General features: G+C 37.4%; 23 protein-coding genes and 1 tRNA gene. 10 read left to right on the top strand and 14 right to left on the bottom strand.

Annotated features, from left to right (window positions below; translation table 11 throughout):
- Nucleotides 1-31 precede the first annotated feature (31 nt).
- Together DS737_RS09270 and DS737_RS09275 are read right to left on the bottom strand one after the other, a co-directional pair.
- A complete protein-coding gene (locus DS737_RS09270; RefSeq protein ID WP_004638793.1) occupies nucleotides 32-244 on the bottom strand; it encodes a hypothetical protein in 213 nt (70 codons plus the stop codon).
- A 120-nt stretch (nucleotides 245-364) separates the two neighbouring features.
- Nucleotides 365-712 carry a hypothetical protein gene (locus DS737_RS09275; protein ID WP_113997373.1) on the bottom strand — a complete coding sequence of 116 codons (348 nt, stop codon included), beginning with the start codon at nucleotides 710-712 and terminating at the stop codon, nucleotides 365-367.
- Nucleotides 713-1,181: 469 nt separating this feature from the next.
- On the opposite strand from DS737_RS09275, the gene DS737_RS09280 reads away from it, so the two are divergent.
- The 6 genes from DS737_RS09280 to DS737_RS09305 all read left to right on the top strand — a co-directional run bounded on the left by DS737_RS09280 (nucleotide 1,182) and on the right by DS737_RS09305 (nucleotide 7,815).
- Complete coding sequence (locus DS737_RS09280) at nucleotides 1,182-1,715, top strand: fimbrial protein (RefSeq protein ID WP_005081028.1); 534 nt, start codon at nucleotides 1,182-1,184, stop codon at nucleotides 1,713-1,715.
- Nucleotides 1,716-1,801: 86 nt separating this feature from the next.
- The gene (locus tag DS737_RS09285; RefSeq protein WP_004638785.1) at nucleotides 1,802-2,533 is read left to right on the top strand and encodes a fimbrial biogenesis chaperone; all 732 of its coding nucleotides are present in this window, start codon (nucleotides 1,802-1,804) and stop codon (nucleotides 2,531-2,533) included.
- 61 nt (nucleotides 2,534-2,594) lie between these two features.
- A complete protein-coding gene (locus DS737_RS09290; RefSeq protein ID WP_086384328.1) occupies nucleotides 2,595-5,147 on the top strand; it encodes a fimbria/pilus outer membrane usher protein in 2,553 nt (850 codons plus the stop codon).
- A complete protein-coding gene (locus DS737_RS09295; protein WP_005081032.1) occupies nucleotides 5,144-6,160 on the top strand; it encodes a fimbrial protein in 1,017 nt (338 codons plus the stop codon). The genes DS737_RS09290 and DS737_RS09295 overlap by 4 nt, the downstream gene beginning before the upstream one ends.
- 158 nt (nucleotides 6,161-6,318) lie before the next feature.
- Nucleotides 6,319-7,215, top strand: coding sequence for a DUF4882 family protein (locus DS737_RS09300; protein WP_113997374.1), 897 nt, complete (start codon nucleotides 6,319-6,321; stop codon nucleotides 7,213-7,215).
- 306 nt (nucleotides 7,216-7,521) lie between these two features.
- Nucleotides 7,522-7,815: a type 1 fimbrial protein gene (locus tag DS737_RS09305; protein WP_113997375.1), complete on the top strand. Its 294-nt coding sequence runs from the start codon at nucleotides 7,522-7,524 to the stop codon at nucleotides 7,813-7,815.
- Between the two features lie 157 nt (nucleotides 7,816-7,972).
- Here DS737_RS09305 and DS737_RS09310 read toward each other — a convergent pair whose 3' ends face one another.
- Both DS737_RS09310 and DS737_RS09315 read right to left on the bottom strand, forming a co-directional pair.
- Nucleotides 7,973-8,293 (bottom strand): hypothetical protein, encoded by a 321-nt coding sequence (locus DS737_RS09310; RefSeq protein WP_005081038.1) that lies wholly within the window; start codon nucleotides 8,291-8,293, stop codon nucleotides 7,973-7,975.
- Nucleotides 8,294-8,558: 265 nt separating this feature from the next.
- A tRNA-Ile gene (locus tag DS737_RS09315) sits at nucleotides 8,559-8,635 on the bottom strand.
- Between the two features lie 267 nt (nucleotides 8,636-8,902).
- Here DS737_RS09315 and DS737_RS09320 point away from each other — a divergent pair.
- Both DS737_RS09320 and DS737_RS09325 read left to right on the top strand, forming a co-directional pair.
- Entirely contained in the window at nucleotides 8,903-9,460 is a 558-nt protein-coding gene (locus DS737_RS09320; protein WP_008941531.1) for a 1-acyl-sn-glycerol-3-phosphate acyltransferase, read from the top strand.
- A 138-nt stretch (nucleotides 9,461-9,598) separates the two neighbouring features.
- Nucleotides 9,599-10,348, top strand: a complete 750-nt coding sequence (locus DS737_RS09325; protein WP_004638700.1) for a YebC/PmpR family DNA-binding transcriptional regulator — start codon at nucleotides 9,599-9,601, stop codon at nucleotides 10,346-10,348.
- Nucleotides 10,349-10,391: 43 nt separating this feature from the next.
- Here DS737_RS09325 and DS737_RS09330 read toward each other — a convergent pair whose 3' ends face one another.
- The 3 genes from DS737_RS09330 to pheA all read right to left on the bottom strand — a co-directional run bounded on the left by DS737_RS09330 (nucleotide 10,392) and on the right by pheA (nucleotide 14,579).
- Nucleotides 10,392-10,862 (bottom strand): Lrp/AsnC family transcriptional regulator, encoded by a 471-nt coding sequence (locus DS737_RS09330; RefSeq protein WP_004638699.1) that lies wholly within the window; start codon nucleotides 10,860-10,862, stop codon nucleotides 10,392-10,394.
- 285 nt (nucleotides 10,863-11,147) lie between these two features.
- Entirely contained in the window at nucleotides 11,148-13,397 is a 2,250-nt protein-coding gene (locus tag DS737_RS09335) for a bifunctional prephenate dehydrogenase/3-phosphoshikimate 1-carboxyvinyltransferase (protein WP_008941533.1), read from the bottom strand.
- A 72-nt stretch (nucleotides 13,398-13,469) separates the two neighbouring features.
- Complete coding sequence (gene pheA / locus DS737_RS09340; RefSeq protein WP_008941534.1) at nucleotides 13,470-14,579, bottom strand: prephenate dehydratase; 1,110 nt, start codon at nucleotides 14,577-14,579, stop codon at nucleotides 13,470-13,472.
- A 190-nt stretch (nucleotides 14,580-14,769) separates the two neighbouring features.
- Between pheA and DS737_RS09345 the strand changes: the two genes are divergently transcribed.
- Nucleotides 14,770-15,711 carry an alpha/beta hydrolase gene (locus DS737_RS09345; RefSeq protein WP_113997376.1) on the top strand — a complete coding sequence of 314 codons (942 nt, stop codon included), beginning with the start codon at nucleotides 14,770-14,772 and terminating at the stop codon, nucleotides 15,709-15,711.
- Between the two features lie 85 nt (nucleotides 15,712-15,796).
- On the opposite strand, the gene DS737_RS09350 is transcribed toward DS737_RS09345, so the two are convergent.
- Together DS737_RS09350 and DS737_RS09355 are read right to left on the bottom strand one after the other, a co-directional pair.
- Complete coding sequence (locus DS737_RS09350; RefSeq protein ID WP_008941536.1) at nucleotides 15,797-16,387, bottom strand: GNAT family N-acetyltransferase; 591 nt, start codon at nucleotides 16,385-16,387, stop codon at nucleotides 15,797-15,799.
- 99 nt (nucleotides 16,388-16,486) lie between these two features.
- A complete protein-coding gene (locus DS737_RS09355; protein ID WP_017395703.1) occupies nucleotides 16,487-17,632 on the bottom strand; it encodes an acyl-CoA dehydrogenase family protein in 1,146 nt (381 codons plus the stop codon).
- 247 nt (nucleotides 17,633-17,879) lie between these two features.
- Between DS737_RS09355 and DS737_RS09360 the strand changes: the two genes are divergently transcribed.
- The gene (locus DS737_RS09360) at nucleotides 17,880-18,878 is read left to right on the top strand and encodes a glycosyl transferase family protein (protein ID WP_109440342.1); all 999 of its coding nucleotides are present in this window, start codon (nucleotides 17,880-17,882) and stop codon (nucleotides 18,876-18,878) included.
- Here the strand turns inward: DS737_RS09360 and DS737_RS09365 are convergent.
- From DS737_RS09365 to DS737_RS09385, 5 genes are all read right to left on the bottom strand, one after another.
- Nucleotides 18,875-19,324, bottom strand: coding sequence for a hypothetical protein (locus tag DS737_RS09365; protein ID WP_008941539.1), 450 nt, complete (start codon nucleotides 19,322-19,324; stop codon nucleotides 18,875-18,877). The genes DS737_RS09360 and DS737_RS09365 overlap by 4 nt on opposite strands.
- A gap of 241 nt (nucleotides 19,325-19,565) precedes the next feature.
- Nucleotides 19,566-20,582, bottom strand: a complete 1,017-nt coding sequence (locus DS737_RS09370; RefSeq protein ID WP_265735948.1) for an Imm72 family immunity protein — start codon at nucleotides 20,580-20,582, stop codon at nucleotides 19,566-19,568.
- 153 nt (nucleotides 20,583-20,735) lie between these two features.
- The gene (locus DS737_RS09375) at nucleotides 20,736-21,881 is read right to left on the bottom strand and encodes an Imm72 family immunity protein (RefSeq protein WP_008941542.1); all 1,146 of its coding nucleotides are present in this window, start codon (nucleotides 21,879-21,881) and stop codon (nucleotides 20,736-20,738) included.
- A gap of 3 nt (nucleotides 21,882-21,884) precedes the next feature.
- A complete protein-coding gene (locus DS737_RS09380) occupies nucleotides 21,885-23,471 on the bottom strand; it encodes a hypothetical protein (RefSeq protein WP_113997378.1) in 1,587 nt (528 codons plus the stop codon).
- Nucleotides 23,468-26,308, bottom strand: a complete 2,841-nt coding sequence (locus tag DS737_RS09385) for a type VI secretion system Vgr family protein (RefSeq protein WP_113997379.1) — start codon at nucleotides 26,306-26,308, stop codon at nucleotides 23,468-23,470. Before DS737_RS09385 ends, DS737_RS09380 begins: the two co-directional genes overlap by 4 nt.
- Nucleotides 26,309-26,452: the final 144 nt, after the last annotated feature.

The following is a 26,452-nucleotide window of genomic DNA, read 5'->3' on the forward strand; positions in this document are numbered from 1 at the left end:
CTGACAAGGCTTTTTCTTTCTCGTTTTGAAATTATACTGATGTCACTAAGATGCCATATTTCGCATTTAAGAACATTCCTTCTCGGATGATATCCACACCAGCAGCATGGGTAACGGATAACTCCTGTGAGTGCACATCAAAATGGAATGAATCAAATACCTCCTGATGATGCATTAGCCACATCAGAGTATCAGTCAAATTTTTATCTACAGTATAGGTTTCAGAGTCAAAATTCTTATCCATAGCGCTATTCTGATCACAAGATGAAATAACATCATAACCAATAGCCTAGATAAATTCAGCTCAAGCTAAAACAATTGACTAAACCATATAAGTATTCAGCTTTAATTTAGACACCTAACATTAAGCTGCAAGTGGTCGTTCAATTTGAATACCTGTTATTAGACTTTGCATTGCTTTAGGGTTGAATTGCAAAGTCAAAATATGGCTATCTAGATGAACATGATAAGCACTAATCAATGCCTGCTTCCCTTGATCGGTTTCAAGTACGTATTCATCCACAATGTTTAGGATACCTTCAAGATTAGTCGTACTCGAAGCACGGTCATGTCCAAACAAATCATAGATCGTTTGTAAATTAAAACTGGTTTGGAGTTCTGTCGGATGAGACTTTAAATAATCTTGCAAAAACAGAACAAACTTGTGTGCGAAGAAATAATAGTCTGGTTTGTGGGTATAAAGCATGTTCATGGATATCTCCTTGCGATGTTTTTTTCATCAATTCATGCTTAAAAATTAGTCCCACAATCTTAAAAAACTCTTAAAAAAAGTTTGAGCTTTTTGTTAACCATTTTGATGACCCAAAATTTTAATTTTAAGAATACCTAATCATTTGTCATAAAAAATTCATATAAAATTCCGCCAATTTTGAACAAAAAATAAACAAACAATCAATTATTGCTAATAAATTTTTTGTAATTTTTACCAAATTTTATATTTCTCAACCCGTATATTGAAGATTTTTTTGACCAAAAAATAAAATTAAACAAACAGTTAAATTTGATCGCAGGAAAATTTAAACAAAAATTAAGCATTTTGTGACACAGTTTGCATTTTGTTTAATTAATGGTATATTTCGCACATTACTTGTTCAGCGCAAAAATTTAACTGAAAAGGTAATATAATTCAAACTTTTAGCTGATGTATTTGAGAAATTATTATGAAAAAACTTGCTTTGATCGCTGCTCTTTCAGTTGTTGGTATTGCAAATGTACAAGCTGCTGACGGAACAATTACAATCAATGGTTTAGTAACTGACAAAACTTGTAACATCGTTACTCCAGCAGGTAAAGACTTCACAGTTACTCTTCCTACTGTTTCTAGACAAACTCTAGCAAATGCTGGTGATGTAGCAGGTCGTACTCCATTCCAAATCAACTTGGAAGACTGTTCAGCTGGTAAAGTTGCAACTTACTTCGAACCAGGTGCAACTGTTGATTTCAATACTGGTCGTTTAATCAACCAAGCTGCTGCTGGTGCTCAAAACGTTGACGTTCAATTACTTGGTGACAACAACCAAGTAATCCCTGTATTAGCTGCTGGCGCTACTGGTGCTCAAGCTAACTCTCAGTGGGTTGACGTTGTAGAAGGCGGTAGCGCTGATCTTAACTACTATGCTGAATACTATGCAACTGGCGCTTCAACTGCTGGTGAAGTAACAACTTCAGTTCAATACACAATTATTTATCAATAATCTATTGATAACTGAGTTTCTATGTTTTCGAACATAGAAACTCCTCTGTATTTCATCACTTTCGCCTTTTTCTGAGAATGTTTCACATGTCATTTAACGGTAGTAAATTCTTGTCTGGTTTTGCACTCTGTTCAATGTTAGCAACTGCTACTCATGCAGAGATTGTCATTCACGGCACGCGCGTTATTTATCCTTCCGATGCACGTGAAGTCACTTTACAGCTCAGTAATAATGGCTCTAAACCTGCATTAGTCCAAGCATGGATTGATGAAGGAGATCCAAAAAGTACACCTGATCAATCAAAAGTTCCTTTTATGATCACGCCTCCGATTTCGCGTGTTGAAGCAACAAAAAGCCAAACTCTCCGGATTACAGCTTTACCAAATGCATCACAGCTAAATCAACAGCAAGAATCTGTACTTTGGTTAAACGTATTGGATATTCCACCTCGACCAACAGGTAAAGGTGCCGAATCAGTACCAGATAATTTTTTACAACTTGCAATTCGTTCAAGAATTAAATTCTTCTACCGCCCTGCGAGTATTAAAGAAGATGCTAATTTAGCAGCCGATAAGCTGCAATGGCAAAAAGCAGGTCAAAGTGTGGTCATCAAAAACCCAACACCTTTTCACATTACGATGACTTCAATCTATCAAGTCAATGGTGATAAAAAAGTTGATTTATTACCCAAAGGTTTAATGTTAAAGCCATTTTCTGAAGATCGTGTTCAATTAAAAATCTCCAATACTGAAAAAATGAGCTTTATCAATGTGAATGATTATGGCGGACGTGTCGAGAAACCAATTAAGTTTCAATAATCATTTTTCATCCAGATAACCAATAATTTTAAGTACCTATACAATATAGGCGATTCTTATTATGTCAAAAAAGCACGCACCATATAGATTATTAAAGCGTCATATTTGTTTTTACCTAACCTCTGGCATAATCAGCATGACTGTGCCAGTGATGGTGTATGCAGACGAACTCAAAAACAATAATGCGATGGAAGCCGAGTTCGACTCTTCGTTTTTGATTGGTGATGCGCAAAAGATCGATATTTCACGCTTTAAGTACGGTAACCCTGTATTACCAGGTGAATATAATGTAGACGTATATATTAATGGTAAATGGTTCGGCAAACGCCGTATGCAATTTAAAGCTGTCGATCCTAAACAAAATGCCGTTACCTGCTTCAACTCTAATACTTTACTCGAGTACGGTGTTAAGCAAGATGCTTTAGCGATCCATCAGTCTGCTATTTCACAAAATAGCTGCCTAAAAATAGATGAATGGATTGAAGATGCATACTATGATTTTGATACGTCTAAGTTGCGTGTAGATATTTCTATTCCTCAGGTTGCGATACAAAAAAATGCTCAAGGCTATGTCGATCCAAGTGTTTGGGATCGTGGTGTAAATGCTGGCTTTTTATCTTATAGCGGTAGTGCATATAAAACATTTAATAGAAGCAATGACAATAAAGAAACCACTAATGCATTTATGGCATTAACAGCTGGAGCGAATCTTGCTGGCTGGCAATTACGTCACAATGGTCAATGGCAGTGGAAAGATCAGCCTAACGAGAATGAAAGTAAATCAAACTATCAATCTACAAGTACCTATTTGCAACGTGCATTTCCTCAATATCGTGGTGTACTTACATTAGGTGATAGTTTTACCAATGGTGAAGTTTTCGATTCATTTGGATACCGTGGTATTGATTTTTCTAGTGATGACCGGATGTTGCCAAATAGTATGCTGGGTTATGCACCTCGTATTCGTGGCAATGCAAAAACAAATGCTAAAGTTGAAGTACGTCAACAAGGGCAATTGATTTACCAAACGACTGTATCACCAGGTAGCTTTGAAATTAATGATCTCTACCCAACAGGTTTCGGTGGTGAACTCGAAGTTTCTGTGATTGAATCAAATGGTGATATTCAAACATTTTCAATCCCCTACGCTTCTGTCGTTCAAATGCTAAGACCTGGCATGAGTCGCTACTCGGTCACTGCTGGTGAGTTCCGAGATCGTGATATTGATTTAGACCCTTGGGTTGTACAAGGTAAATACCAACTCGGTATTAACAACTACCTGACTGGTTATACAGGTTTTCAAGCTACTGAACGATATGCATCTGCACTATTAGGTACAGCTTTTGCGACACCTCTAGGTGCTATTTCAGTTGACGTAACCCATTCTGAAGCTGACTTTGAGAAAAAAGCGTCTCAATCTGGTCAAAGTTATCGCTTGAGCTATAGTAAGCTGATCTCTCCGACAAGTACCAATTTAACCTTAGCCGCATATCGATACTCGACTGAAAATTATTACAAATTACGTGATGCACTTTTAATCCGTGATTTGGAAGATAAAGGTATCAACAGCTATGCTGTGGGTAAACAACGTAGTGAATTTCAAATTACCTTGAATCAGGGTCTTCCTGATGGTTGGGGTAACTTCTACATGGTCGGTTCATGGGTTGATTATTGGAATCGCAATGAAAGCGGTAAACAATACCAGTTTGGTTATAGTAATAACTACCATGGTTTAACTTATGGTTTATCTGCAACCAAACGACAAGTTGACTATAGCTCTAATAATCGTACACGTGACACTGAATACTTGATGACGCTCTCCTTCCCATTGAGCTTTAAGAAACATTCGATGAATGTGAATGCAAATGCATCACAAAACAACAGAACTGTTGGTGTTAGTGGTACTGTTGGCGATCGCTTTAGCTATGGTTCATCCATGTCACATCAAGACTATAACAATCCAACATTCAACGTAAATGGTCGCTATCGCACCAATTTCACGACCGTTGGTGGATCTTATAGTATTGCTGATACCTATCAACAAGCGATGGTAAGTTTAACAGGAAATATTGTTGCGCATCGCGATGGTATCTTATTCGGCCCTGAACAAGGTCAAACCATGGTATTGGTTTATGCTCCTGATGCAGCAGGTGCCAAAGTCAATAATACAACAGGTTTAAGTGTCAATAAGGATGGCTATGCTGTTATTCCTTATGTAACACCATATCGTTTAAACGACATCACACTAGATCCACAAGAAATGTCTACAAATGTCGAACTTGAAGAAACTAGCCAACGAATTGCCCCATTCGCAGGGTCTATTACGAAAGTAGACTTTTCTACGAAGAAAGGTTATGCAATTTACATTGCTGCTAAAACTTCGACTGGTGAAAATCTACCATTTGCAGCTCAAGTATTTGATCAAAATAATGAGTCTGTTGGTATTGTTGCTCAAGGCAGCATGGTGTATTTACGTACCCAAAAAGCACAAGATCAACTGTATGTAAAATGGGGTGATGATAGCACTGAGCAATGTGAGATTACTTATGATGTAACAGCTCAGCTTGCACAAGATCAACAAAACTTAATAATGACTGAGGCGGTTTGTAAATGAAAAAATTACTCTTAAACAGTGTTTTGCTCACCGCTGGTCTTGGTTTGTATGGTGAGGCAAATGCAGCTTGTACACCAGCATCAGGATTTACAACTATAGACATTAGTATGGCTGTAGGTCGTGTCGTTGTTCGACCTAGTGATCCTGTTGGCAAAATTCTAAATAAATCTTTATTTGAAATCCGCCCTAACTCTCAAACTATGTACATCAATTGTAATAGTAACGAAATGATGGTAGCGAGGCTAATACAGAATCGTCCAATAAGTTCACTAGGCAATAGTATTTACTCAACAAATATTCCTGGAATTGGTATTCGACTTTATCGTGAAGCATTTAATGCGACGAACTTTTCAGGCTATTACCCCTATACACGTCCTGTACCTGGAACTCGTGTTATTCTTGCTGAGGGTTATTTTGTAGTTGAAATTATTAAAACCGCAGAAAATACAGGCTCTGGAACATTAGTTCCTGGACAATATAGTACTTATTATGCTGGAAGTCGAAGTGATCGCCCTTTCTTAACCAGCACAGTTTATGGAAATGCAATTACTATTGCATCTTCTTCTTGTGAATGGCGAGGTAATATTAACAAAGCTGTCACACTACCAACTGTCACAAAATCAGGTTTTACTGGTGTTGGATCCACGCAAGGTGAGCAAAGCTTTGATCTAAATATCCTTTGTAACGGTGGTGAAAACCCAACAGGTTATGAAGAGAAAAACCTGATAAGTTTGAGTTTTGATTATCAAACCGAAGGTACAAACACTCAAGTCCTAAGAAATCTCGAACCAAATGCAACAAAAGCAAACGGTGTAGGTGTTCAACTTCTATGGAATTATAATAATCAGAATCGCGTGATTGGTTTAGGTGACAAATTAGAATTAGGTACAGTTAAATCTAACCAGACTATTGAATATAACGTACCACTTACAGCGCGATATTATCAAACAAATGCCAACGTAACAGCAGGAAAAGTTCGAGCAATGGCAACTGTAACTATCGAATATGATTGATTTTTCACGAGACCTCTTTTTTTAAAAGAGGTCTTTTTTTCTAAAAAATCAAACTATAAATTCTGAAATTTTCACTTGATAAAAAATAAATCCATTCAAAAGTATGAACTTTTAGCTTTTTAAAAAATTTAAAACCACTTAACTTATAGGAACTATCAATGAAAAAAATTGGTATATTGACGCTTAGCTTAGCCCTGCTTGGCTGTGGTGAAAATCAAAATAGCTCACAAAGTAGCAGTACTACATCCCAATCTACAGCAACAACATCAACTAGCTTAAGTTTACGTAGTTTAAATCAGAGTCAAACGTGTCAGTATAACTTTGATGCAACACAACAAGATTACGATAATTGGAACAATCAAAATTCTGGATATATACCAATAACCATCTTTCCGATTATTGATGGTCAAAAATTCAGTTTTTCAGTATTACCATTTACAAAGGAAGAATTTTCGTACATCAGCTACATCTCAACCACTAAAGCACAATTAAGTGGTACGAATAATGATGGCGATTTTACTTTACCTAAATCAGGTATTATAGCACTAGAAATGCAGCTTAAAGTTCCTAAAAAACTTTCAGAAAATTCTTCCTACATCTCTGACATTTCTCTAAGAGCTATAACAGGAAATGGCTATACAGTGGATTCAAATTTTGGCTTTCAATCAGGAACTTATGATCCAGATTTTGGGGAAAACCCTTCAAATTTAAATTATAGTTTGTCATCTCGACTTAGTGATGGAACTGGCCCTACCTCAACTTACTTCCAATACATCAACATGACTAATAATCCAATAAGCTATCAACGCTTAGGTATATATATTAACCAAGAAAGCAAGCAAGTCGGTTTTATTCTTAACGGAATAGATAAAGGATATCAATCTAACCTACCAGCGATATTGGAGAATATTAGCTTTAATGTTCGAAGCGGTGTGGCAATAGAATTTGACCCAGAAAACGAACAAAAATTCTCATCGGAGCTAATCACTGACCGCAATGCTCTACAGTTCACTTACCCACAAGGTACGACTGATATCTGTGGCAATATTATTTAGAGCGTAAATACGAAAGCCTAATCCTGAGATTAGGCTTTTTCTTTTTTAAGCACTGTTCAATGCTTAAATCCAAATAAAAAAATCATTCTCTTCTCAAAAATAAATTTAAACAAAATTCACATTATAAAAGAAATAAGTGATTAAGATAACAAACCAAAATTAATATAACACTTATCAAAATAAAAATAAAACTATAACTAATTCACACTTTAAAAATTATTTCAATCAACACCTTATATTTAAGATTGCCTTTATAATAATTTATATGTTAATAAATAATTAATTCATTATAAAAGGATCATAAATATGAATAAAACAATATATAGACTCATATTATCTGCGTCGTTAGCAATCATAGCCTCTACCAGCTATGCAGCCAATACGATAAAAATAACTGGACAAATTGTCGAAGACACTTGTTCTCAGCAACATCAGCATCAAGATTGTGAATTAATCAACAATTTAAATAAAAAAATAAATAAGGAATCAACAAATTTAAATGATTTGTTAATTAATTCACAAAAAAACAATATGATTGAAATTAATATTGAAAGGAGACCCGAAAACAATAATAGTGTAATTATTATTAGTTATTATTAATATAGAAAAATAAAACTTAATACTACTGTGCTATTAAATAATTATTTAACACCCAAAAAATAATGTTTTATAGCACAGTTTTAAATAAAATGGGCACACATCACCAAAACATAATGTGATATAAATTACATATCAATAGATTTATGTCAAACATCTATCATTCAAAGTCAAAACCTACAGTATCTGACTTATTCCAATGCTGATTCATTTGCTCTGAAACTTTCTCTCTCGGGAGTCCTTCTTCAACATAAAAAAACCGAGTTTCCTTACTCTTTTTAAGCATCATCAAATGATAATTCACTACACATTTTTTCAATGTAACCGCAAAATCTCGTTGTGAATGATCAGTTAAATCTTGCTCTGCTTTTTCAATATCTTCATGCTGAATAAGCCAATTTAATTGCAAAGGATCACCATGATCAATTGGCACTGTAAGAACCTCTCCATCCTTAAAGCCACCTAAATACGCTATTTTCATGTTTTTCTCTCTTTTTGTCTTGTTGTTCATGTATTTATTAAATCATAAAAAGTAGCCAAGAAGAATTGAGAAGCACAACAGTCTTACCAAACGACTACGTAACTATAAAAAATAAGTTATTAATAATTATAATAATTTTATAACAATATTGTGATAGCACAATTATTATCAAATCAAATTTGATAGATACCAAACTATAGTGATTAAACAAATGGTGGCATTAAAAAACCACTTAGGATTAGTACACCTAAGTGGTTGTTTTATATGGTGGGCCCACCGTGACTTGAACACGGGACCAACGGATTATGAGTCCGCTGCTCTAACCAACTGAGCTATAGGCCCTATAACTTTAAATCATATTATTATGATTAAATTCTGCGGAATTTTAGTTAAATTTAACTTAAATTACAAGCAGATGATTTTATCAAACATACAGAATTGTAAGTAAAATCATTAACTGCGCTGATTCTATCTGATCTTTGCGTATTGAGTAAAGCATATATTACGTTTTTTGATCATTTATAAGACATCCAAATTTTCATTCAATCTGGAATTTGCGGATATGTATTTTCTACAAAACTCGTATTACACTGCTGTCATTCAGTTGTAATGGTTGTGACCATGAGAAAATTTTTAGGAAAAACTATATTTAAAGCAACAGGTTGGGAATATGAAGTAGATCCTAGCATTTTAGAAAAGAAACAAGTGATTATAGGTTTTGAGCATACATCTAACCTAGATACAATCTTATCACTTGCCCTATTTGAGATTTTGCAATTAAAAATCCATACTTTGATCAAAAAAGAGTTGTTTAAAGGGCCCTTAAAACCTGTCCTAGAACGTCTAGGGGGTATCCCTGTTGATCGTAAGGCAAGCAAAGATATCGTGACTCAAATGGTTGATCTATTTAATCAGAATGAGCAGTTTAATCTTGTCATCGCACCTGAGGCCACTCGAGCAAAAGATGGTGAAGAACGTAAGCCAATCCGTACAGGTTTTTGGCATATTGCCAAGGCAGCGAACGTCCCAATCATTTTAATGTATGCCAATGCACGGACCAAAAAAGGTGGTATTTTAGGGAAAATCTACCCTACTGATCTACAACAAGATCTAGAGAAAATTAAAGCGATGTATGCTGAATATGATATTGATGTCAAAATTAATTAGAAAAAGTTTAGCTGATCAAGTTTTGTGATTTCATCATAATTTTATATTTTGAATGTTAGCGGTGAGAGTTTTCAACAAAACCCTTGCTATGCTAATATTCACGCACTTTTTGAGTTTTATTTTTTTGGAGTTACTTCCATGGCGGGTCATTCTAAATGGGCCAATATTAAGCATCGTAAAGCGAAACAAGATGCCAGTCGCGGTAAAGTCTTTACTAAATATATCCGCGAGATTGTTACCGCAGCAAGATTAGGCGGTCCTGATGCAGCGAGTAACCCTCGTTTACGTGCTGTTGTTGAAAAAGCACTTTCTGTCAATATGACACGTGACACCATCAATCGTGCAATCCAACGCGGCGCTGGTGGTGAAGAAAATGATGATTTAAAAGAAGTAACCTATGAAGGTTATGGTGTCGGTGGTGTTGCTGTTATCGTTGAAACGATGACTGATAATTTAAACCGTACTGTACCTGATGTTCGACACTGTTTTAGTAAAACCAATGGTAACTTAGGAACGAATGGTTCAGTTGCATATCTGTTTACTAAACGTGGTGAAATTTCTTTCGAAGATGTCTCATTAGAAGACAAAATCATGGAAGTCGCTTTAGAAGCGGGCGCTGATGATATCGAAGTTGATGAAGACAGCATTCTCGTCATTACCAGTCCAGAGAGCTTTGGTGAGGTTCAAGATGCGCTAGCTGCGGCAGGTTTAAAATCTGATAATGCCGAAGTTGTTATGAGCCCATCAACTAAGGCTGAAATCACGGATGTTGATCAAGCAAAACAAATCATGAAAATGATTGATATGTTAGAAGATCTTGATGATGTTCAAAACGTTTATACCAACGTTGAATTCTCTGAAGAAGTCTTAGAACAGCTTGATGCATAAGCAATCAAGATGAGTAAAAAATGCATCTTTTTAGATGCATTTTTTATAGCTTATTTAAAAGTTTATAACAGTTAAAGACGTTGTATTCTTTGATCACAAAACTGGAATGTAGCGCGACAACACTGTCGATTTTACCAATACGGCGTAATAATATTTCACTGTAATCATCCATATTACGCGCAACAAGTTCTAAGATAAAATCTGCACTCTGCCCTGTGACCAAAAAAGCATTGGTTACTTCTGGAATATCTTCTAGCTCTTCTAAAAACTTATCAAAAGTCTCACTATCATGCTTGCTCAAAGAAACTTGCAATAAGATATGTAAACTGAATCCAAGCTTATTAAAGTTAATTTCTCTTTTTAGCTGTCCCATCACCTGAGATTCAATCAAATTTTTGATCCGACGATGCACCGAACTCACAGACAGATTAATACGTTCTGATAGCTCATTCAGGTTCACATCTTCATGCGTTAAGATCTCAAGAATCTGCTTATCGAAACGATCTAACTCCATCTTATTATTCCTTTTTCAATGTAATGAAATTTAGTCACCTATTATTTCCCTGTTTGCATTTTTTTAAAAGTGTATTTGACAATAATTTCCAATTTTTAAAGATTTTATTCAATTATATTTGAATAAAAAGTCATAACTTCAGATTATTTCCCACATACTGACCTATTAAACTTATTTTTTTCAACTCTAAGCTATTCTTACTACATATGATAAAAACGAGCCAAGTTTAGCTTGGCTCGTTTTTAAATAGATTTCATTTTAAGTTATAGTGCAATCAAAAATTGCTTAAGCTTCTACAACTTTCAAATCAAGCCCTGCGGTATTTGCAAGTTCCGTAAACGTCGGAAAACTTGTTGCAACCGTTTCAGTACCATGAATCGTAATCGCACCAGCAGTTCTCAGACCTGCAATACTAAAACTCATTGCAATACGATGATCATGGTGAGATTCAATTTCACCACCATTAAAGATTGCTGACCAATCGCCAGATTTGCCTTTACCTTCAATGATGATACCATCTTCAGTTGGCGTGCAATCGATACCCATGATTTTCAAACCATCTGCCATCACTTGGATACGATCTGATTCTTTCACACGTAACTCAGCAGCTCCAGTCAACACAGTTTGACCTTCAGCACATGCAGCCGCAATAAATAATGCGGGGAACTCATCAATCGCCAATGGTACTTGATCTTCTGGCATATGGATGCCTTTGAGTGTACGAGAACCTTTGATATGAATATCTGCAATCGGCTCACCACCAGCGATACGTTCATTTTCAACGGTCAGATCAGCGCCCATTTGTTTCAGGATTTCAATCACACCAGTACGTGTTGGGTTGATACCAACCGCTTCAAGTACAACATCAGCACCTTCAGTAATCGCAGCGCCAACCATAAAGAATGCAGCCGAAGAAATATCAGAAGGAACTTGAATATTCGTACCGACTAACTTACCACCGCCCACAAGAGAAATGTTATTGCCTTCAGTTTTCACATCATACCCAAAGGCACGTAACATACGTTCAGTATGATCCCGTGTTGGTTCAGGTTCAGTCACTGAAGTTACACCTTCAGCCCATAAACCTGCTAATAAAATTCCAGATTTCACTTGCGCAGAAGCCATTGGTAAATCGTATTGAATCCCTTTAAGCGCTTGGTTACCTGTAATACTTACTGGTGGTGTACCTTTTTCACCGGTGGTTTGAATCTGAGCACCCATTTCACGAAGTGGCTTGGCAATACGCTCCATTGGACGTTTAGACAATGACGCATCGCCAGTCATCACAGAATCAAACTTTTGCGCAGACAACATACCAGACAACAAACGCATGCTTGTGCCTGAGTTACCCATATATAAAGCGCTTGCAGGTACTTTCAAGCCATGCATACCGACACCATGAATCGTGACTTCACCATTCTTCGGACCTTCGATGCTTACACCCATGTCACGGAAAGCTTGTAAAGTTGCCAATGCATCTTCACCCTCTAAGAAACCTGTCACATGCGTTGTGCCTTCAGCAATCGCGCCAAACATGATTGAACGATGCGACACAGACTTGTCACCTGGTACGGTGAATTTACCTGTAAATGTTTTCTTTCCCGGTAAAATACTAAATTGCTGTGTCACCTTGTTTTTCTCCATCAAAGGTTTTTTGGCTAACATATGGTTAAAGTGTTGACGAGCAGCTTGAGCATGCCCAAGCAATCCCATTAACGCTTGTGAATCTTCCTGTTCGATTAGTTTTTTCAACACTGAAAGTTGCTGTTCAAAACCTTCTACAGCATTCAAAATCGCAGTTTTGTTGGCGAAAAAAATATCATGCCACATTTGTGGATCACTGGCTGCAATTCGAGAAAAGTCTCGAAAACCACCCGCAGCATAACGGAAGATATCTAAATTATCTTCACGGTTCGCCAATTGCTCTACTAGATTGAAAGCCATCAAATGTGGTAAATGACTGGTGTGTGCCAATACTTCATCATGTTTGGTCACATCCATACAGATGACTTCAGCTTTCGCAGCAGACCAAAGCTGAATCAGCTTTTCGACCGCCCAATCCGCACTTGTAGCAACTGGTGTCAAAATCACTTTATGATTTGCAAATAAATCGACTTTGCCTGCATGCACACCTGTATGTTCAGCACCTGCGATCGGATGTCCAGGAACAAAACCAACCGGTAGACGCTCACCAAACACGGCTTTTGCAGCCTCAACAACATTGCCTTTGGTACTTCCCACATCGGTAATGATGGCATTTTGGTCCAGATAAGGTTTGATCTGTTCGAGTACCTTTTGAGTTGCACGCACAGGTAGCGCCAAAACAATTAAGTCAGCACCTACAACAGCTTCTTCAGGATTTGCATAACCTTCCTGAATAATACCCAATGCTTTTGCGTCATCTAAAGTTTTCTTTGAGCGTGTTGAAGCGACAATTTCAGATGCAAGTTGTTCTGCCACAATCACACGAGCAAGACTAGACCCAATCAGTCCAAGTCCAATAAATGCAACTTTTTTAAATAATGGTTGAGACATAAAACATATTTGCCTAATAAGACGATTTTGATATGGATAGATGTATAAACCACCTACCCATACGGTCAAAAATTACAAAACAGCAATTGGATAAGAACCCAGTACTCGCAGCTCTTTAACCATCGGACGAATTTCGTCTAAAGCTGCAGCTACATTAGCTTGATCAATATGACCTTCTAAATCAATAAAGAATACGTATGCCCATTTTTCAGGTAAAGCTGGGCGCGTTTCAATACTAGTTAAGCTGATTTTATGCTTCGCAAATGGCGCAAGGATCTCTAATAAAGCACCTGCACGATCATGTGCTGAGATCAATAAAGAGGTTTTATCATTACCACTTTGAGGAATTTTTTCACGACCAATCACAAGGAATCGCGTCGTATTTTCTGGGTTATCCTCAATATTGCTATGTAAAATCTCAAGATTATACATATTCGCCGCAATATCAGATGCAATCGCAGCAGAATGCCATTCATTACGAATACGACGTGCAGCCTCTGCATTAGAATTTAGGGCAACACGCTCTACACCGGGATAATGAGCATCCAACCACTTACGGCACTGTGCTAAAGTCTGCTGATGGGCGTAGATTTGTTTAATACTATCTTTACGAGTATTTTCTGACACAAGAAATTGATGATGAATCCGAAGTTCTACCTCACCGATGACATTTAACGTCGATGCTTTAAAACAATCAAGGGTATGGTTTACGATTCCTTCAGATGAGTTTTCAACTGGCACCACACCATAATGTGCACTACCTGCCTCAACTTCACGGAACACTTCATCAATGGTTGGCAACGGACGCACAATTGCATCTTGCCCAAAATGCTTCAAAACAGCCGATTGCGTAAATGTTCCTTCAGGTCCTAAGAATGCAATGCTCTGTGGTGCTTCAAGCGCCAAACAGGCAGACATAATCTCTCGGAATAATCGAGCCATCGTCGCATCAGATAAAGGACCTTGATTACGTTCCATGACTTTACGTAATACCTGCGCTTCACGTTCTGGACGATAAAATAATGGATTCTCTTCTGCTGCAAATTTCGCCTTAGCTACTGCCTCAGCCAACGAAGCGCGGCGATTTAGTAATTCTTGGATTTGTTGATCAACACTATCAATATCATTACGAATTTGTTCTAAGTTAAGTGACGTCGATGTGTTCTGTCCATCGTTTACCATTGAATGTAGCCTCAGCAAAATCATCTATAAAAATGGATTACAATTCATCTATGAATTGATTTCCCGAGCTAGTATAACAAGACTTTATGTTATTAAACACGCTGTGTTTTAACTCTTTTTATAATTGACCTTTATTGATAATGAGTTTCATTATATATTACATTCAAGTAAAAACCTGATCGAATCCATTATGCTGAGACACTTTAGTATTTTAACTTTTTCTTTATTCATCAGCTTAGACGTAACTTTTGCTCAATCGGTATCATTGAATAAAAATAACAACACATCAAAATCAGAATTTCAAACACAACAGAGTTTCGTACTGAATTCGAAATATACTAAACATGATTATTTGATACAGATATCTGTTCCTGCTGGTGAAGCACCAAATGGTGGTTTTCCAATACTGTATGTACTCGATGGTAATGCAGCCTTCGACAGTGCTGCCAATATTGCTAAATCTGTAGGTGCAGGTGCTAATCGTTTAGGTCTAGATCCCATCGCAATCGTTGCAATTGGCTATCCAATGCAAAGTACTTTCGATACAAAAAAACGCGCTCTGGATTATACCCCAAAAGCATCAACTGAATTTCAAAAACAGTCAAAATACCAATATGGAGGTGCAGAGCAATTCATCAAGTTTATTGAGCAAGAACTTAAACCTGTCATTCATTCCAAAATCAAGGTCAATTCCCAACAACAAAGCTTATTTGGTCATTCCTTTGGCGGACTCTTCGTTTTACATACCTTCTTTACTCAGCCACAAACTTTCCAACGCTATTTCGCAGCAAGCCCATCATTATGGTTTGATCACTATGCTCTGTTAAATCGACAAAACGACTGGTTAAATCATAGAGAAAATAGCGATCAAACACTCATGTTAATGACTACAGTGGGTACGCACGAGCACAGAAAAAATGCTGCACCTGACGCAAACTCGATGCAAAAACAAAATGCATTTTATCAAAACTTCCTAGATCAGCGATCTCATCAATTTATGTACTGGGACTATAAACACCCAGCAGAACAGCATCTCACCAATATGTATGCAAGTTTACCCAAAGCTGTGATGTTAGCGGGTTGCCACATTCAAAAATGCTCGGAACTGTTTGATAATGCCATGACTAAATAATGGCTAACTATTTAATTTTATAATTTATTAAATCAATACATTATTGCAAACATAAAAAGATCCAAGGTGAGATCAACTAAATCTCTTAAGGAGAATACGCTTGTAGTCTTAAAACTCGATAAACACATAAATTGCGAAAGGTACTATCAATAGGATTCTTCAATCCATTTTGGATTAATGTATCCAATTCAAATCCACTTTTTTCACACAACATTCTTGCATCTTTATTTTCTTGGTCAACATGAGCTTCAATACAAGTAAAATCATAATATTCTTGCAACATGCATATCAATAATTGTATAGCTTTCCTCATTAATCCCCTTTTGCTAAACGCACTATTTCCCCAGAAACCAATCTCAAGTTTTGCGATCTCCCAACAAATATTATGCAACCCGACTAAACCGATAAAATTATGAGTGTGACTTTGTCTAATCACAAAAACAATGTCTTGATTCTTTGGTAAATTGCTAATGACATTTAGACAGTATAGTTTTGTATTTTCTAAACTTTGTTCATTCAATATCCATGGTATTGTCGCTGGATATTTCATCAAATGTTCAAGTGAGTAAGTAATTGCGGAATATATATCTTCAGCATCTTCTAGACATAATACTTGCAAATAAATATCTTGATTGGCTAAAGCTGAGATAAATGACTTATTTTCGTATAAATTCATATCAAATATTTTATATAAACAGGAAAAGTTGAATCAGATTAACCGATTCAACTTTTCTTATATGGTTTTCAAATCTTTAAAATAGAATTAGCTCTTAGATTAAGATTTTCCAATCAAACCACGTGCTACGATTTCTTTCATAATCTCGTTAGTACCACCGTAAATACGTTGGATACGTGCATCTACAAAGAAACGAGAAATCGGATATTCAGTCATATAACCATAACCACCGAAGAGTTGAAGTAAGTTATCTGCAACTTTCATCTGCATATCAGTACTGAAGCTCTTCAATGCCGCAGCAGTTTCAACATCCAATTTACCTTGCATATACAATTCAACATTTTGGTTGTAGAACGCTGCCGTTGCTAATTCGTCAATCTTTGCTTGAGCCAACACGAAACGTGTATTTTGGAATTGTGCAATTGCTTGACCAAAAGCTTGACGCTCTTTTACATAGGTCGTTGCTAAATCAATTGATCCGCGAATGGCACCCAAAGCAGTTGATGCAATTGCAGTACGTTCGCGTGGTAACTCTTGCATCAAATAAGCAAAACCTGAACCTGCGTTACCAAGTAATTGGTCTTTAGGTACTTTTACATTATCAAAGAACAATTCTGAAGTATCTTGCGAATGTAAACCGATCTTGTCTAAATTTGTTCCCTTCTTAAATCCATCCAGATGGGTATCAACCAACAATAAAGATACGCCTTTAGCACGTGCTTGTGGATCGGTTTTTACCGCAAGTACCACAACATCCGCATGTTGACCATTTGAAATAAAAGTTTTAGAGCCATTCAATAAATAATGATCATCTTGCAAAATGGCACTCGTACGCATTGCTTGTAAATCTGAACCAGCACCCGGTTCAGTCATCCCAATCGCGCCAACAGCTTCACCAGATACCATTTTAGGTAGCCAGTATTGCTTTTGCTCTTCTGTACCAATATGTTGAATATATGGTGCTGCAATTTCAGAGTGACAAGAAATCGCGGTAGATAATGCACAATAACCCGCACGTGCAGATTCTTCTACTAACATCAATGAATAATGTGTTGGTACACCATAACCACCATATTCTTCTGGTACATCTACACACAAGAAACCATTTTCACCTAATAAGTTCCAAACAGAACGAGGCATAAGCCCTTCTCGTTCCCATTGTTCATAATGCGGTGCAATATGCTCGCTCATAAAACGTTTAAAGTTATCGCGGAAGAGTTCCAAATCTGCATCGTAAGCTAACATCATTATTTCCTTTCGATTTCATTTTTCTTAAAAAATCACTTCGCAGTCATGCTAATGATTTTTAGGCTAGATGTCATGTTCCGTTTGCATCAAATCACTAGACTCATTCGGTCAGTTATTTTATTTGCAATCATGCAAATTGACGCACAATTGATTAATGATTAAACAGCACAACTGAATTTTTCCGCTAAACATGCTGCTTTTATGTCATATTAATTTCACTGCTAGCGACGTCTTAAATCCGATCATGAACACAAAACGAAATATCTATAAAACTGCTGAACATCCCTTTGCACAATATGTCCGTATTTTAGGGAAAGGCAAGACAGGTTCTCGCTCACTTAGCTATGAAGAAGCTTATCAAGCATTTAGCATGATTTTGAAAGATGAAGTGCTTGATGTACAGCTTGGTGCCTTTTTAATGCTTTTACGTGTTAAAGAGGAATCCGTAGATGAACTTGCTGGTTTTGTTCAAGCAACCCGTGATCAATTGAACTTTGCCCCACTTGATGTCGATTTAGACTGGTCATCTTATGCAGGTAAACGTAAACACTATCCTTGGTTTTTATTAGCAGCACTAACTTTGGCACATCATGGTTACAAGATCGTTATGCATGGTGCATCAGGTCATACGATTAACCGTGTTTATACTGAGCAAGTTCTTCAATACTTAGGCTATTCTATTTGCCAAAATGAACAAGATGTCAGCACTCAACTCAATCAACATAATTTTGCCTATCTGCCACTGGAAGTCATCTCACCAATTCTAAGTGAGCTTATTTCACTGAGAAACGTGATGGGCTTACGCTCTCCAATTCACACACTTGCCCGTTTAATTAATCCATTCAATGCAAAAGCAACTTTGCAAGCTATTTTCCATCCTGCTTATCGCACTTCACACCAGCAAACCGCTTTTCGTTTAGGTTATCAAAATAGTGCAGTGATTAAAGGTGAAGGTGGTGAGTTTGAGCGTAATCCTGATGCCAAGACACTTATTTGTGGAATAAAAAATGGGGAGTTATATGAGCACGAATTACCAAAACTGACACCTGATCGCAGCCCAATCGAAGAAGAACTTGATCTAGCAGTATTTAAAGCTGTTTGGCTCGGTGAGCAAACACATGAATATGGTGAAATGGCAATCATAGAGACTATGGGAATCGCACTTTATACAATGGGCGCTGTCAACAGCTACGATGAAGCCATGGTGAAAGCTAAAGTTCTTTGGGATAGTCGTTTAAATTAAGATAAGTGAAGCGATTTCTCAGTGAAGTCGCCTTTAATCACTGAAATTTCAATACAGATCTCATTTTTGGTTATCACTTCTATCTTATGCTTCTCTGTATACCACTCATGATAAGCTATGCCAAAGTCATAACTCCCAAACAGATTGCAAAGTCCTGCATTATGGGGTTTTTCTATTTCGTTTATAGAGGTACCAATAAGCCGCTCTGGATTACTAAAAAACTCTTCAATCTGTTGTTTATTTTTGACTATTTCAAAATTTTTATCCTCAGAAAAAAAACTAGGATTCAGTGAATAATTCTTTTTAAATAACTCTTCATAAACAATAATTAGAATAACTGCAATAATTGGCAGCAATATAAACAAATGATAATTTTTACTTAGCCAAAAATAGATAGTTAACCTTAAAAGCAACCCTATTACTAGACCTCCATAAATATAAGACAAACAAATCTAAATTTTGCTCAATTTTAAGTAATAACAAAACCAATAAAAACTGAGTGTAATGACACTAAAAATCAACAATATGAACGGGTTAAAATGAGAAAACTGAGCACACTTAATAAAAAACACATAAAATAAATTATAGGCATGACTTACCCCCAAAATAAAATTCAATTAAATATTTTTTGAGGGCAAATTTAAAATTGGTGTATTATTTCCATCCCAAATTCAACCAACATTCCATCTATTCGCTATCAAACTGCCAATATACCTCACCCCAATCCTGAGTTTTAAGCTCAGGTAAGATTTCACCTTGCTTAAAATATTGTCGTGAATTTTCTTGTGCGACTGTAAACCAGTAACCAGTTTTTGGGCATAATTGACCTGCTCGTACACTCAGTTTCTCGGTAGCTTCTACGTTGGTATCAGCCTTGGCATTAATATTTTCAATATTAAAAATATATGTTTTCTCCTCTTCTGGAATCGTTCCATCCAAATAACGTTTATCTTCCCAAATTAAGTTCCATTCGGTAGATTTAGATTTCTGTATATCTCCATTACTATATTTTGGTGCAATGGTTCCTTGATAAAAGTAATTAGGACAGCCTTTACCCCCACCATCTAGTTTTGCCTCATAAATGCCAGTTATAGATATTTCATGGTCGGATTCTATAACAATTGTGTCAAAACTCTTGCATTCTAATGAGCTACTCACTTTATCTATAATATTTTCTTTATATAAAGGCCAATAACTTAATTCAAACAATGATTCAAAACTCCATTTTTGAAATAATTTATCTAAATTTTTAGGCAGAAAATATTGTGCATACTTATAATCTGATGAAACTGTAATTTTCGCTATATCTAGCATTTCAGATGCTATAAGAAGCTTTTTAATAGCCCCAATATGATATGGTTCTTCAAATAGACTACCATCTCTCCCACGTATACCTAGTTCAATATATAAAGGATCATTAGCTAAATCTTTCTCATCTCCATAACGGCCAAATATTACTCCTTTTATTCCGCCTTCAAAAAACAAAGGATATATTTCATTTTTATATGGTGTTCTAAAAAAAATTTCTAACGCTTTTTCTTGATTATTCAATACATTTAAATACATTACGTATTGTTTCTCATAGTTTTCACTATAATTTTCTTTAATCTCATTTGTAGGATTTCTTAAAAGTCGTTCAAACTCTCTAACAAAGTCAGCATGTAGATCATATATTTTCTTAAAAAAAGAATAACTTGAGTACATTTTATTCAAATATACTGTTTGACTTATATTAATATTAATATTATTCTCTCCATCTATTTATGATAATTTCAATAACATACTTATCACCTAATAATATAATTCGCTACCAGCTTATTTTTCTTCTGCTGGTAAAATAACTTGATCATTTAACATCTACCCGCCATCAAACTGCCAATACACTTCGCCCCAATCTTGATTTTTAATCTCAGGTAAGATTTCACCTTGCTTAAAGTATTGACGTGAATTTTCCTGTGCCACCGTAAACCAATAGCCAGTTTTTGGGCATACTTGACCTGCTCGAATACTCAACCTTTCAATAGACTCAGCATCGGTCTGAGTACATTTTATACCAATATTCTCAATGTCAAAAACATATGCTTTTTCTTCTTCTGGAATCGTTCCATCTAAATAACGTTTATCTTCCCAAATTAAACGCCATTTGACATCTACCCACTCATCAGTGCCTTCTAGTTGATAATCTGTTGCTCTCGAACCATCTAAGAAATAGTTAGGACAACCCACTTTTCCATTAATTGGCAACCATGGCTCATAAATACCCGTAACTGTTACTTCTTCACCTGTAGCTATTTGCCCAATTGGATTTAGGTTAAAAGGTGGACACATTGGAATCGGTTCAGGGTAAATTCTTAACGGTGGCCATTCTTTAGAGAAAAAAATAGTTTCATAAGACCATTTTTGAGATTTTCGTATTGTATTTTTATCAATATATGCAAATGGCTCACTTACCTTACCTGCTAAATAACTCTGCATACAAATATTACGATAGGCTAATGCAATTAATAGTAAGCGTATAGAACCTGTATGTTCTACTTTTCGCCCAAGTGGATCAGTCTTATAATTTACTGGTTCAAAAATATCAGTTGATCTGGAAATACCTAGACCCAATAAGATATAAAATGGATCTTCATATATTATATTTTCATCAGCATATCGATCAAATAACCAACCTGTAAAATCGACATTACAAAAACTATTATATGCTTCTCTTTTATGTTTAGTCGTTCTAAGTAGTGTCAAACCATTCTCTAACTCAACTATTTTATTTAGGTAATGAACATACTCACCCTCATGCCTTTTTTGTAAATGCTCTGCATATTGGTGTTGCAACACTTCTTTCGGTGGATTTCGTAACTGCCTTTCAAAAGCATCTAAAAATTGCTGGTATAAGACACGTGCCTGATCTAAAAAAGTATAACTTGTGTACTTTTTAATTAAATAAAATGCTTTATTTCGTGCTTCTTGCTCTTGCATTGGTGACATCGTTTTAGGGTTTAACATAGATTAACGTTTCTCAGATTGTGATTGTTTCTGCTGTTGATATTCAACACCCGAACGTGTAGTTGATGAAATTCCCCGTAATATTTGTCCTTGCTGGACAATTTTTGCTGATCGTTCACGCTTTTCCAGATATTCAACCATTGTTTCCACATCACTAGGAATTTTAGCATCCGTCCAACCTGTCGCCTTTTCTTTAATCATTTTATCAATATATTCTTTTACAGGTGTATGATGAGGATCTCTAAAATTAATAAAAATTTGAATATCACCACCTGGCAGTAATAAATTAGTGGCCTGATGCCCTCTTTCTAAACTATTCTCATTATCAAGCTGTTCTGCAATCTTTCCACGCCAGACACGTAAACCATCCCAATTATCAGGTACAGTTATACCTAGCTTTCTCATTTCAGCAACAGTAGGCACATGGTCTAATACCACATATGCACCATTAGTACTCCATGCACCTTTTACAGCACAATCCAACCGCCATGCCTTACCATTTTCAGACATTTTTTCTGCCCAATACCCCCCAGATTTCCCAGGATTTACTTGCTCCACTACCCGAAATAAAGGAACTTTTGATCCTGCTTTCAATAATTTAGGTTGAATCGGAGCTTTACTACTAAAAGAGTGGATATCTGGATAAATAGTAACTTTCTCATCATTAATAATAACTTGTTTTTTATAACCTTTTAAATCAGGCCAACCTTCTTTATGTTTATAATGACTCAAAGGTGCAGGTGTATGCCCTTTACTTGCAATCGCTTTAGATGCTGTCGAACTTAGACGAGCTTCAGTGGTCATCACTTTGGTCTGAGTACCGCCAATCTTCGCACCTGCCTCATTCATTTGACGAATGATCTCAGTACGAACTTTATTTAATGCTTGATCCAACTCTTTAATAGCTGAAGGAATCATCTTATCTGCAAGACGTCCCAACTCATCTAATTTTGGCCCCATTGAATTCACATAAACACTGACACTTTCTGGTAATGCTCCACCCATTTTCTGGCTAATAAAAGCAAAGCCATCTTTCATACGTGAGAGGCCATTCTTAAATTCAGACAAAATTTTACCTTGGTATTGGGCGAAATTAAGTTTTTGAATGAATTGAACCGAGTTGCCATAACCCATTTTTCTTAAAAAGGCGAGTATAGCAGCAGCCACTTCAGCAACCTTTGTTGCATCTTTCATCACTGTGATTAAGAGACGACCAATTCCTTTTAAAATACCTCCAAAAATCGGAATAATTGGCAATAAACATAAAATAATTTTGACCCAATTAATAACTTCAGAAGCTTCTTTTTTGTCATCCGCCATCTTCATCAAGATTGCAACCAAGTCCCGTGCGGCAGTTACTTCACCAGCTACAGGAAACATACTTATTGCAGCATCAATAAAAATCTGACCAACAGTTGCTTTATCGTTAAACTCTCCCTGTAAAGCACCACCAATCCATTTTCCTCCAGCAACTACGCCATCTTTAACCTGTTTCGCACCACCTACAATTTGGTTACCAGCTTGCGTCGCTCTACTCCAAATGTCTGAGCCGATTTCAATGATTGCTATCTTCTTCTCTGCACTACTCATTTATTCTTTTCCTTCAGTGCTTGCTGATAAGAGGCTTCAAAATCATCCATTGCCCAGTCTGCTTTATGTTCAGGGTTTTCATGTGCTATAGCTATGACCTGATATGGTCTTTGATCTTCACCAAAAGTAACAACCGCTTCACCTTCTGGTGCATCTTGAATATCTGCAATTCCTTTGTTATTCGTTATTCCAGAATAACGCTGCCCATTTGCATATTTAATTGTAAAATTTGCGCCCTGAACTGGTTCTTGATCATGGTATTGTAATAACAGCTGTTTTCTAATTTCATTTGGCATCAAAGGGATATCTATGGGTACTTTCTGCCCCCCCACAAACAAATGCTGCCCCGCCTTTACCTCAAACTTTCCACCCGTCGTTGGAAAGATCCCCGAACCATTCAATTTGAGCTCAGAACTCTCTGCCTTTAATACAATTTCCTTCGGACTATTAAAATAAACTGTATCTTCTGTTGAGATAATTTGTATTCCAGCTTTCGCCAATATATCTAAACCATCCCCTTGTGCCTGTATCTCAACCTTACCTTTGCCTGCCACTTGTTTGATTCCACCTTGCGCTGCAAACAAACTGATCTTTTGACTGGCTTGGGCAATCAGGTTCTTTTGTGTGGTCAGGTTAATACTGTCGCCTGCACATTGGTTCAGTTGTCCATCCGCGGATAGATGAATGTCTTCTGATGTGCTAAGCCCAATGCCATTTGGTGAGCTGAGTAACAGCATCGCTTGTTCAAAGCGGGCTATCTTCTCTTGGATCTGTTCTGCAAATGCCTGTAATTGCTCTACCGATTCTAATTCATCCGTTTGTTGGTTCTTTGCCACTTCACTCAGGGCTTTGGCATTGTTTTGGTTGCCTTCCAGTTGTTGTTTGGCTGTTTGTGCTTCGAGATGTTCGCCTTCGGCTTGCGCTTGTGCATGGGTGGTGATCAGTAAGCCTTCCCCTGCTCGAATCGCACCCCATTGGTCTGTGCGTAGTTCAAAGCCTTCGCCTCGGTCTTCGCTTTCTGCTTGGGCTTTGGGATGGCTCAGTTTGCCGAGATTGAGTTGGCTGGCTGCATGGCTGCTTTGTAGTTGGGCACTGATTTGTCCAGTGGTGTCGTCAAAGCGCAGTTGGTTATAGCCTGAACCTTGATATTCTTTGGATTTGATCCCTGCTAGTTTTTTGGTATCAGGTAATTTGCCTTGGTCATCGAACTTAGTTGGACTGCGTTGTGCTTCGTGGAGTCGTCCGGTGACAAAGGGACGGTCAATGTTGCCATCAAAGAAGTCGATGACGACGATTTCACCAATGCGGGGTAGGAAGCGTGCGCCATAGCCTTCGCCTGCCCAAGGAGTGAGTACATCCACCCAAGCTGAATCGGTATCGTTGTTGTTGCTGCCTGCGCCACCATCGTGGCTATGGTCGTCATTGCGGGTAAACAGGAAGCGAACTTTGATTCGTCCCCATTCATCGACATGGATTTCTTCACCTGCGGGTCCAACCACTCTTGCACGTTGTGGATGGGCTGCTGGGCGGTGTTGTAGGGGTTGGTATTCGGGTACGGTTTTGATGCTGCGACGTTGTAGCGTCAGTTGGTTGGCTTGGCGTTCTTCTGGGTTTGTGTTTTGGTGATCTTGCCATTGGCTTTGATCAATTAAGCTTTGGATTTGTTGGTTTAAGTCTTTGGGTAGGTTGTTTTGGTTGTAGTAGCTTTTGGCGGTGATTAGAAATTCTTGGTCTGCACCACTGTGTTGGTCGATCTCTGGGTGTTCGTTGAGTTTAAACCAGTAGCCGACTTGGGTATCTCGCACGGTAGTACTGGCGATAAATTGTTTGGCTTGGGCATCGTGGTAGTGGCTGAGGTGTTGGTTCAGTTTTTCGATTTGAGTGTTGCCTGATGCGGTTGCGCCATCTTCACCATTCAAGTCTTGCATCCATGCGGGGGTGAAGTGCCATGCATCTTCGAGTCCTAGACTAGCGTTGTCGTGTTGTTGGCTATGTTGGTGTTTGCTTTGGACGCTACCTGCCCCATCTTCTTGTTCTAAGGCATCGGCTTGCCAGCGTTGGATATGGACTGCTGTGGGTTGTAACGAACGTTCTGCAATGAGGCTGGTCATGCTGTCGTATTGTTCGGTGGCACTGCTGCGGTGGTAGCGTATTGTTCTTCGATTTAAGGCTTGGTATTGGCTGTTGTCATCGATCAAGCGGAGTTTTTGAGCTTGGATGGGGTTGTTGCTGTTGGCAACGTTGAGTTGAGCTTCATCGATCAGCCAGTTGATGCCTTCGCTTCGGAGCAGTCGGGTAATGAAGTCGTAGTCGCTTTCATTGGCTTGCATCACAAAGGGACGGATGTCGTAGTCTTGTTTGATCTCACCAAGGTCGAGTGTAAGACTTGATGCAAATAGTGGGCTGCGTTGTTGCCATTCTTTAAATAGGGTTTGTACGATGTCGAGTACATTTTTATTCATAAACACGCGGCTGTTTCGGCGTTTATGCCACAGCGCGGTTGCATCTTGGAGTTTGAGTTTATAGAGCGTAAGGCTACCGTCAGATTGTCCTTGTACGGCTTCTGTGATAATCCCTGTGGTTCTGAAGAGTGTGCCTGTATCGGTGACTTGGTCGATCGCTGCCTGACAACCGATGAATTGTTTTAATGGAATCGTTGCATTAGTAGAAAGGCAGATCAGTTCTGCAGTCATGCCCTGATTAATGGCATGCTGACCTTGAATTTTTTGGAGGAAGACTTGTTGATTTAAGCTCGGATTGGCAAATTGTATGTGTATCGCACGTTTTTGTGCGGTTAAGCCAAGTTGTTCTAATGCAGCATAAATAGTCTTGAACATCGCTTCTTATTGAGTTTTTTTAAACGTGAGGGCATTTTACAGGAAAATTCGATCAGATGTTCAGACCGTCCCGTCTATTTGTGACAATTTTTGTCTTATTTTATTGCAATTTATTTAAATCGTCTCATTTCATAGCTATTCGCC

Origin of the sequence: Acinetobacter haemolyticus, assembly GCF_003323815.1 — a bacterium.
Taxonomy (GTDB): Bacteria; Pseudomonadota; Gammaproteobacteria; order Pseudomonadales; family Moraxellaceae; genus Acinetobacter; species Acinetobacter haemolyticus.